The organism is Lacinutrix sp. YIN62, from assembly GCF_057219185.1.
The window spans coordinates 153,294-163,673 of the sequence record NZ_JBXVVH010000006.1 but is presented as its reverse complement, the minus strand read 5'-3'; the positions used below and the strand labels follow the sequence as shown (position 1 = coordinate 163,673).

Here is a 10,380-nt window from a genome sequence, read left to right as displayed (position 1 = left end):
TTTATTCTCTTTTTGTAACTAACATCGTTTCCAATGTTAATCTACGCTGTCAATTCAATATGTTTATGAACTTTTATTCTTGTTTGTTTCGCTTAACTACTTATTTCGTTAGCGGGGTGCAAATATAAAACCCTTTTTCGTCTCTCACAATGTTTTTATTTGTTTTTTTTAAAAAAAGTTTTTTCTTTTTCAAAAGTATTATAAAACTCACATTATGTATTAGAACCCACACGTAAAACGTTGCCGTTTTTTGCGGCTGCAAATATAATACTCTTTTTAATACCACCTATTTTTTTCTTTGTATTTTTTTATGTTTTTTTTCAAAAAAAAAACATAAAAAACGCTATACCAGTGTTTTAGTATTTAAAACGTATAATATTCTACTATATACACATTTTATGTTCTTGTTTATAGTACTCAAACAGATACTATGCCCTATTCAAAACATTTACTCCTTTTTTCTAATTAGGTTAAACTCTTTATAATATATAGTTAATAAAAAATGTTTTTTATATAAATACACTTATACTTACAACACGCAACCAGTAAAAAGCTAACTATAATAGCTTCCCTCCTAATTTTCTACCTTTAGTTTATAACTCTTTTAAATACCTTATTGAATTAATGCCATTTAAATACAATCGTTATACTATAATGAGTTAATAGAAAGAAATATACATAAGTATGTGTTGTCTGTCTATTTTTAACCTATTATCTTTGCCAATTCAATTTTAATACAATATATGATACATATTACTTTACCTGATGGAAGTGTAAAACCTTTTGAGAAGCATTCTACCGCAATGGATGTGGCCAAAAGTATTAGTGAAGGCTTAGCGCGAAATGTTATTTCTGCTAGTTTTAATGGTACAACTGTTGAAACCTCTACACCTTTAACCACCGATGGTTCTTTAATATTATATACTTGGAAGGACGATGAAGGGAAAAAAGCCTTTTGGCATTCGTCTGCTCACGTTTTAGCGCAAGCTATTGAGGAGTTATATCCTAAAGCAAAACTAACTATTGGTCCTGCAATTGATAATGGATTTTATTATGATGTGGATTTTGGTGAAGTCTCTATTTCTGATAAAGATTTTAAATCTATTGAATCTAAAATGCTAGACATTGCGCGCGGAAAACACACTTTTAATATGAGAGCGGTTTCCAAAGCAGAAGCATTATCCTTATATAAGGACAATCCTTTTAAAACTGAATTAATTGAGAATTTAGAAGATGGAAGCATTACTTTTTGTGATCATTCTTCTTTTACAGATTTATGTCGTGGAGGACACATTCCAAATACAGGAATCATTAAAGCTGTGAAAATTTTATCTGTAGCAGGAGCCTATTGGAGAGGAGATGAAAAAAACAAGCAGTTAACACGTGTATATGGGACTGCTTTTCCAAAACAAAAAGAACTAACAGCATATTTAGCTTTATTAGAAGAAGCCAAAAAACGAGATCATAGAAAATTAGGGAAAGAACTAGAGTTATTCACTTTTTCTCAAAAGGTGGGTGCGGGCTTACCTTTATGGCTACCAAAAGGAGCTGCTTTACGTGAGCGTTTAGAAACGTTTTTAAAAACGGCTCAAAAGAAAGCAGGTTATGAAATGGTAATGACGCCACATATTGGTCAAAAAGAGCTTTACGTTACTTCTGGTCATTTTGCTAAATATGGTGAAGACAGTTTTCAAACTATAAAAACACCTAAAGATGAGGAAGAGTTTTTACTAAAACCTATGAACTGCCCTCATCATTGTGAAATATACAGTAACAACCAATGGTCGTATAAAGACCTTCCTAAACGTTATGCTGAGTTTGGAACCGTGTATAGGTATGAACAAAGTGGAGAACTTCATGGCTTGACGCGAGTAAGAGGTTTTACACAAGATGATGCACACTTATTTTGCACACCAGACCAATTAGATGAGGAATTTAAAAACGTAATCGATTTGGTACTTTATGTTTTTGGATCTTTAGGCTTCGATAATTTTACGGCTCAAGTTTCATTAAGAGATCCCGATAATCCGGATAAATATATAGGAAGTCTTGAGAATTGGGAAAAAGCTGAACAAGCAATTATTAGTGCTGCGAAAGATAAAGGCTTAAATTATGTAATTGAAACAGGTGAAGCTGCTTTTTATGGCCCTAAATTAGACTTTATGGTTAAAGATGCTTTGGGAAGACAATGGCAATTAGGAACCATACAAGTAGATTACAACCTTCCAGAGCGTTTTAATTTAACGTATAAAGGTAGTGATAACGAACTACATAGACCTATAATGATTCACCGTGCTCCCTTTGGAAGTATGGAACGTTTTATTGCTATTTTACTTGAACATACAGGAGGAAACTTCCCTTTATGGCTAATGCCAAACCAAGTTTCTGTGTTAACTCTTAGCGAGAAATATGAAAAATACGGTAAAAAAGTTTTAAATTTGTTAGAAAATCACGAAATTCGCGCCCTTGTAGACAATAGAAACGAAACTATTGGTAAGAAAATTCGTGAAGCAGAAATGAGTAAGACGCCTTATATGATTATTATAGGCGAAAATGAAGAGCAAGAAAATAAGATATCTGTACGACAACATGGAGGAAATGATTTAGGCACAATTAGTGTTGATGAATTTTCAGAAATCGTCAAAACAGAAATAAACAAGACATTAAGACAATTTTAAATAAGTTTAACTAAAATTCAGAAGTCATAGCAATACGTAGAAAAAGATCAAAAGGACCTTTAAGAGTAATTAAAGAAGACCAACACAGAATTAACTCTAAGATTAGAGCTGAAAAAGTGCGTCTAGTTGGTGATAATGTAGAAGTTGGGATATATTCCACAAAAGATGCTTTAGTATTAGCGACAGAACAAGAATTCGATCTTGTAGAAATATCGCCAAAAGCTGATCCACCTGTTTGTAAAATAATGGACTATAAAAAGTTCCTTTATGAACAGAAGAAACGTGATAAAGCAATTAAGTCTAAAGCTACAAAAGTTGTGATAAAAGAAATTCGTTTTGGTCCTCAAACAGATGATCATGATTACGAATTTAAAAAGAAACATGCTGAAAAATTCCTTAAAGAAGGTGCTAAATTAAAGGCTTTTGTGTTCTTTAAGGGTCGTTCTATTGTATTTAAGGAACAAGGGCAAATTCTTTTATTGCGTTTAGCTCAAGACCTTGAAGAATTTGGTAAAGTAGAGCAAATGCCACGATTAGAAGGTAAGCGAATGACAATGTTTATTGCTCCTAAAAAATAAAACAATCCTTTTAAAAAAGGTAAAAATATTATAAGCGAAATAATTAAAACCTAGGAAACAAGATGCCTAAAATGAAAACAAAATCTAGTGCTAAAAAGCGTTTCAAGCTTACTGGTACTGGTAAAATTAAAAGAAAGCATGCGTTTAAGAGTCACATCTTAACAAAGAAGTCTAAAAAACGTAAGCTTGCTCTAACGCATAGTACATTGGTACATCCTGCGGATGAGAACAATATTAAAGTAATGATGCGCTTAAAATAGCACATTACCTTAATGGTTAAAAATTATTTATAAACCCTGGAGTTGGGCTATTCGAAAGAATAAATAAAAGTGTCAATTATTTGAACGCCTACTACAAAAAAAATTAAAATTATGCCTAGATCAGTAAATTCTGTTGCCAAAAGAGCCAGAAGAAAAAAGGTGCTTAAACAAGCAAAAGGTTACTTTGGACGTCGTAAAAACGTTTGGACAGTAGCAAAAAACGCGGTAGATAAAGCGATGCAATATGCATACAGAGACCGTAGAAATAAAAAGAGAACATTTCGTGCATTATGGATCACGCGTATTAACGCAGGAGCTAGATTACACGGTATGTCTTACTCACAATTTATGGGGAAATTAAAAGCTAATAATATCGAGTTAAACCGTAAGGTGTTAGCTGATTTAGCAATGAATAACCCTGAAGCTTTTAAAGCTGTTGTAAACAAAATTAAATAAGGCATTTTGCCTATTGAATAATATCATTTCGCTTATATAAATCCGATTCTTAATTGAATCGGATTTTTTTATGTTCATTATTTAGAATGATAGGTTATCGCATAGATTGCTACGTCTGTTTCTTTTCCTTTTAAAGAGATATTTCCTAAAGTTTTAGTTTTAAAACGTTTGGTTAACTTTAAACTTTTAAGTAAAGATTCTGAACATAGTAACCATTCATGATAGGTATTACATTCCCCTTGGATTCTTGCTGTTGTATTTATAACATCACCATGATAGGCTATTTCTTTTTTTACTGCGCCTATTTCTGTTACTATAAGTTTTCCACCATGTATTCCCGCTTTAAACTGAGGTTGTATTCCATATTTATTCAAATAGTTTTTTTCTTTTTGCTGTAGTTTTTTTTGGAAATGGTAATACAATGCTACACAATTATTATTTTTAATTCCTGCTTTATAGGGCCAACTGAGTACTGCTTCATCTCCTACGTATTGGTATATTTCAGCATTATATTTAGGTGTTATTAAATTTAAATCGTAAAAACATTCCTGTATGAGTTCACTGTATTTAAAATGGCCTAGCTCTTCGGCAATTTTAGTGGATGCTTGTAAATCTAAAAACATAAAAATGCGTTTTTCTTCTCTTGGCTTTTTATATTTCCCTATTAGGAGCTTGATAAAAACACCGCTTCCAAACTTCTCTTTTGCCATTTTAATGAAAGTAAAAATAACTGTACATATAATAAAATAGACCATTATAAGCCAAACGACTTTAAGCCTAAGCCACCAAAAAAGTTGTTCATTTGGTAAATCCAAATCTCCAAATGTTTCTATTTTTTTAGACACAAATGTTATAGATGCGATTATACTAATAAGATAAATAATTGATTTGAGAATAAAAATTTTCCAAATAGCTAAGCACTTAGCTAAGAATTTATCGAATGCATATTCAACTAAAGCATAGGTACAGCCTATAAAAACACCTGATATAATTCCAAAGTGAATTAGCCATTCTACGATTGATATATCACTTGCAATACCTGTTTCGAATTCGCCAATAGCATAATAGCGAATAATAATGAAAAAACTTATTGCAACTATCCAAAAGAGGATCGTATATATTAATGTCCTTAAAAATTGAAAATTCATTTACTTTTTTAATTAATAATTATTAAAGCTAAAATTCAACAATATAATGGTTAATTCTTTAAATTTTATGATATAAAATAAATATTGTATAATTGTATAATATATCCCAAGTATTATGTTTTTATATCCTCCTCCTTCAACAAAATCACTTTGTTTAAATAAATTGGTTTTAGTAAAAAAAGAACTTGCTAAGATTAAGTATTATCAAAAAGCAAGCCCTCTTTTATTAAAACAATGCGTATGTGAAATTCTTCATAAACCATTTGATACGATATCAAAATGGCTGTTTCGTTTATTTTATTTGTATCTAGTTAGCGCTCCCTTTATAGGCGTTCCTGGTTTGGCTTTATCCCCTATTTACAAAGTAAATATTAAATGGGCATGACTTATTTAAAAAGGTTATTAAGGCGTGCTTCAAAATCTAAACAAAATGAATTAAGTGATTCTAAAGAGTCTAGAATATTACTATTTGTTGATGCGTTAAAATTAAAACTGAGAGGCTTCAATGTTAATTATGAGCTTGACTCAAAATTAAAACTTTTTGATAAAATGTCTTTTTCTAAAAAACTGGAGGACCTTCCGAGCCTGTATTTAGAGATCGAAGATTTTTTATTCAAACAGCACAAAAAAACTGTTTTCAATAAAGCTGTATTTAGAAAAGAAATTGGTTCAGATTTTAATACATTAATAACTAGTTTAGATGCACTTAAGCTAATTTTTATTGAGCATAATAATACTCAAAAAGTAATTTTATCCAAGTTATTTTTAAGAGATGTTATTATAATATCTAAAAAATTATTGGGCCATTTCACAGATCCCTTTTTAGTTAAAGCTGAACATCATTTATTAAACTCTAAGATGTCTTTCGAAATTCTTAATCAAGATGATACGACTTCTGCTTTAAAAGAGCTTTCTGATTACTCAAATTTGATTCAACAAAAGATTAAAGAGCGTTTGGGAACAAATGCCATGTTAAGTACATATAATAACGCCTTTGGCAAGTATTTTAATGATTATTATCTTTTAGATAATTTTACGATTACCATAAACTTAGTCCCAGAAGAATTACTGCTTACAGGTAATAATAACTTACCAAGTAAGGGACAATTATATAAGCTTTTAAAAACTCAAATTTCGAATTTGGAAAGCATAAACTCCAAATTAAACGAAGAAATTTTTTTTAAAACAAAAATCCAAAAGGAGTTAGAAAACAATGAAAAATTATATTCAACCATTATTCATAATGCTCTAGATGCTAATATTTTGTTTGACATCCAAGGAAATATTATACGTTCTAATAAAAAAGCTACAGATTTTATAAATGTAAGTCCAGAAAACACTAATATTTTTAAGCTACTCCCACATCATTTCTCAAAGCATCTAAGAAAAAACATCTATAATTTTTCGATAAAAAACATAATTAATTTAGAAAATGTGCTTTTTGATTTTGAAATAATTAAAGACAATATTATTTTTTATTACAACCTAAAAGTTTGCCCAATTCAAATACACAACGAGCTCCTTTTCTTCTCAGTAATTCGAGACATTTCAAAATCTAGGGAAAGTCGCAATAAAATAGAAGAAGCCAGAGTTATTGCGGAAAAATCTGCAAAAGCAAAGACCACTTTTCTTTCTAATATGAGTCATGAAATAAGGACACCTTTAAATGTTATTTTAGGCTTATCAGAATTATTTGAAAAAGAGGAATTTTCTGGCAATGACAACGACTATAAAAATATTGAAGCTATAAGGTTTTCTACTGAAAATCTTTTGATGATAGTAAATGATATTTTAGATTTCTCAAAAATTGAAGCTGGAAAACTTAATGTACAAGAAGTCGATTTCAATTTCCCTGAACTCATACATAACTTAAGCAAAGGATTTAGCATAAAGGCTGAAAAAAAAGGGATTTCATTTAGCATTAAGCATTCTCAAGATATCCCGAAATACATTGTGGGTGATCAATTCAGACTAAGTCAAATTTTAAACAATCTTATAGGCAATGCCATTAAATTCACAACGAAAGGCTTTGTAAGTCTTAATATTAATTCTAAACCGTTAGAGAATAATTTTGTACAATTATTTTTTAGCGTAAAAGATACAGGGAATGGCATTCCAAAAGATAAAATGGATACTATATTTGAAAGCTTTTATCAATCTACTAATCACAAAGAAAAAAAACCTGAAGGTACAGGTTTAGGCTTAAGCATAACTAAAAAATTAATTTCAATTTTAAATGGTGAGTTAAAGGTAAAAAGTGAATTAAATAAAGGGTCTACTTTTGAATTTAATCTTATTTACAAAATAAGCCCCTTAAATGATTCAGAAGTCCCAGTAAAACAGAATAGAAAAAAGACACATATTTTATTAAATAAAAAGATTCTTGTTGCAGAGGACAACAAATTCAATCAATTATTTATAAAACAATTACTTCAAAAGTGGAAAGCAGAGGTTACGATAGTAGATAATGGAAAAAAAGTACTAAACGAAATTAAAACCAACACCTATGATTTAGTTTTAATGGATATCCAAATGCCTGTTATGGATGGGCTTGAAGCGACCAATGCGATTAGGAATTTAAGCGATCAAACTAAGCGAAGTATTCCTATTGTAGCTTGTTCTGCTGATGTATTTCCTGAGTCAAGAAAAAATGCTGAAGAAGCTGGAGTTAACTATTATGTAACAAAACCTATTAATACTAAATCTATTAATGAAATTCTATTTTTATTAACTGCTAATATTTAAGTCTTTTGTTTCTTTTTTCTAGCTGCTGGAAATAAAACATTATTTAATATTAATCTATAGCCTGGAGATGTTGGATGTAGGTCTAACTCTGTTTTTGGGTCTCCCACTTTATGTGTATAGTCTTCTGGATCATGCCCTCCATAAAATGTAAAAAACCCTTTTCCCTTTATTCCATGAATATACTTAGCTTCATTATTGGTTCTATTTTCGCCCATAACCAATACATTCGATTTAATCTCATCTCTAGTAAAAGATGTTGTTTGGCCCATAAACCCTTTTATTAAAGCAGTATGGTTTTGGCATAGCATTGTAGGTATTGGGTCCCATTTAGCCGAAAAATCCATCAATGAAAAATAATCTGTTTCTTTAGGAATCTTACGCTTCCTTGTCATATCAATACTTGAAAACTCATAAACCATAGGGCTTCTTTCCAAAATATAATCTTTAAACGCAAATGTTTTTTTATAATCTAATTTAGATTGGTAATTGGCTTCACTGGCATCACCATCAAACATAGGCTCGCAAATATCTATTCCATCTGCAGACAAAGCGATATCAAAACTATCGGTAGCACTACACATTGCAAACATAAAGCCTCCTCCTACTACATAATCTCTAATTTTAAGGGCTACTGCGCGTTTTTCTTCAGAGACTTTACTGTAACCTAGTGTTTCTGCTAGTGCTTCTGCTTGTTTTTTTTCTTCAATATACCAAGATGCTGCTCTATAGTTTCTATAGAATTTACCGTACTGACCAGTAAAATCTTCGTGATGTAAGTGTAACCAATCAAAAAGTAATAAACCATCTTCTAATACTTCTTTATCGTATATGGTTTCGTAAGGAATTTCAGCATAACTTAAAACCATAGTCACTGCATCATCCCATGGCAATTTTCCCTTTGGTGTATAAACCGCTATTTTAGGTGCTTTTTCTAAAATAACTGCTTCCATATTTTTACTAGGGCTACTTATTTCTTTTAAAATATCTTCTACTTTAGCGTTACTTAGTACTTCAAAATTTACACCTCTTATTTTGCATTCACGCTGTATGGCTTCACTATCTGGTAATAAAAAAGAACCGCCTCTATAATTTAGCAACCATTTTACTTTTAAATTTTCTTTTAAGGTCCAATAGGTTATTCCATAAGCTTTTAAATGATTTCCTTGAGTTTCGGCATCCATAGGAATTAGGATGTAAGAGGCATATGTTTGTGTTGTAAACAGTAATACGGCTATAAGTAATATTATTTTTTTCAAAGTATCTAGACTCATTTTGGGCTACCCCATTCATTAATAGTAAAAAAGGGAATAACCTATATTATGTAATTTGAAAGATACCTAAAAATTTATTTTTATTTCACCTATTTAAGTAAATATTAGCAACTCTCTATTAATTAGATCCAGAGAGAAGGTTTGCGATCCCTTTGGTACTTGGAAACTGTTCAAAAATAATTTTAAGAAAAACGGTTACTGGAATGGCCATTATTAAACCTGGTATACCCCATATGTATCCCCAAAACATTAACATTACTAAAACTGTTATGATATTTATAGAAAATGATTTTCCCATAAAAATAGGTTCTAATATTGCCCCAAAAAGTACTTGTACCCCTGTTATAGAAAGTATAAAAAACAATAAAACACTTGTAGGATCTAGCTCTACAAAGGCAAAGATAGACAATAGAATTACTGAAATAAAAGAGCCTACCATTTGTACAAAATTAATTAAAAAGGCAAAAAGTCCCCAAAAAATAGGAAAGCTAACATCGAAAAAATAGCATGCTAAACCGGTTCCTATTCCTGTTAATAAACTCACCAAAAACTTTACTTTAATAAATTTTATAAGGTCTTTTTCTATCTTCCTAAATGTTTTTACTGAGGTATGTTTTTTCTTTAATAACGTTTGATTTAATAATTTTTGAATGTTTATGGATTCTCCTAACCATAAGACCACAAAAAAAGTTGTCATTAATACTGATGTTAGGAACTTACTTATTACACTAAATGTAGATCCAAAATTACTGATAACCGCTTCTTTATTAAAAAATCTCGATAATTTATGGTTATCGTCTGGCTTAGATTCTACTCCCGTAAAAGCATCGACACTATATACTAAATCATTAATTTTAGTTTGTGCCTTTACTAAAAAACTTGAATCTGTAGCCAAAATTTCTTTACTAGACAATTTAACAAGTTCTCCTCCAACTTTTAATCCTGCCATTATTATTAGAATTACAATAATAATGCTTACTTTTTTTGGTACTTTTTTCTTTCCTAAAAAACGCATTAAAGGTAAGAACAAAAGCGCTATAAACATTGAAAACACTAATGGTATAAAAATAAAAGACAATACTTTTAGTAAGTAAAATATAATAGGAATTACTATTACCAAGAGCAACATATTAGTCGTACGTGTTTTGTCCATTTCTATCTATTTATTTTTTAGGAATAATTATTTTTATGTCGCAAAAATACTTTAAAACTGACTTTTTATAAAACAGTTTAGCAAGAGATTT

General features: G+C 30.2%; 8 protein-coding genes. 5 read left to right on the top strand and 3 right to left on the bottom strand.

From position 1 onward, the window contains the following. Positions 1 to 743 precede the first annotated feature (743 nt). The 4 genes from thrS (at position 744) to rplT (ending at position 3,972) form a co-directional block, all read left to right on the top strand. Positions 744 to 2,678 (top strand): threonine--tRNA ligase, encoded by a 1,935-nt coding sequence (gene thrS / locus AC2D8I_RS06010; RefSeq protein ID WP_484705081.1) that lies wholly within the window; start codon positions 744 to 746, stop codon positions 2,676 to 2,678. 68 nt (positions 2,679 to 2,746) lie between these two features. Continuing rightward, entirely contained in the window at positions 2,747 to 3,256 is a 510-nt protein-coding gene (gene infC / locus AC2D8I_RS06005) for a translation initiation factor IF-3 (RefSeq protein WP_484705088.1), read from the top strand. A 62-nt stretch (positions 3,257 to 3,318) separates the two neighbouring features. After that, entirely contained in the window at positions 3,319 to 3,516 is a 198-nt protein-coding gene (rpmI, locus tag AC2D8I_RS06000; RefSeq protein WP_076733479.1) for a 50S ribosomal protein L35, read from the top strand. A 111-nt stretch (positions 3,517 to 3,627) separates the two neighbouring features. Next, entirely contained in the window at positions 3,628 to 3,972 is a 345-nt protein-coding gene (rplT, locus tag AC2D8I_RS05995; RefSeq protein ID WP_484705080.1) for a 50S ribosomal protein L20, read from the top strand. Positions 3,973 to 4,049: 77 nt separating this feature from the next. On the opposite strand, the gene AC2D8I_RS05990 is transcribed toward rplT, so the two are convergent. After that, a complete protein-coding gene (locus tag AC2D8I_RS05990) occupies positions 4,050 to 5,120 on the bottom strand; it encodes an adenylate/guanylate cyclase domain-containing protein (protein ID WP_484705079.1) in 1,071 nt (356 codons plus the stop codon). A gap of 381 nt (positions 5,121 to 5,501) precedes the next feature. Here AC2D8I_RS05990 and AC2D8I_RS05985 point away from each other — a divergent pair, with 381 nt between their 5' ends. Continuing rightward, the gene (locus tag AC2D8I_RS05985) at positions 5,502 to 7,865 is read left to right on the top strand and encodes an ATP-binding protein (protein ID WP_484705078.1); all 2,364 of its coding nucleotides are present in this window, start codon (positions 5,502 to 5,504) and stop codon (positions 7,863 to 7,865) included. Here AC2D8I_RS05985 and AC2D8I_RS05980 read toward each other — a convergent pair. Beyond that, positions 7,862 to 9,046 carry an asparagine synthetase B gene (locus tag AC2D8I_RS05980; RefSeq protein WP_484705087.1) on the bottom strand — a complete coding sequence of 395 codons (1,185 nt, stop codon included), beginning with the start codon at positions 9,044 to 9,046 and terminating at the stop codon, positions 7,862 to 7,864. The genes AC2D8I_RS05985 and AC2D8I_RS05980 overlap by 4 nt on opposite strands. Positions 9,047 to 9,254: 208 nt before the next feature. Further along, positions 9,255 to 10,289: an AI-2E family transporter gene (locus tag AC2D8I_RS05975; protein ID WP_484705077.1), complete on the bottom strand. Its 1,035-nt coding sequence runs from the start codon at positions 10,287 to 10,289 to the stop codon at positions 9,255 to 9,257. Positions 10,290 to 10,380 lie beyond the last annotated feature (91 nt).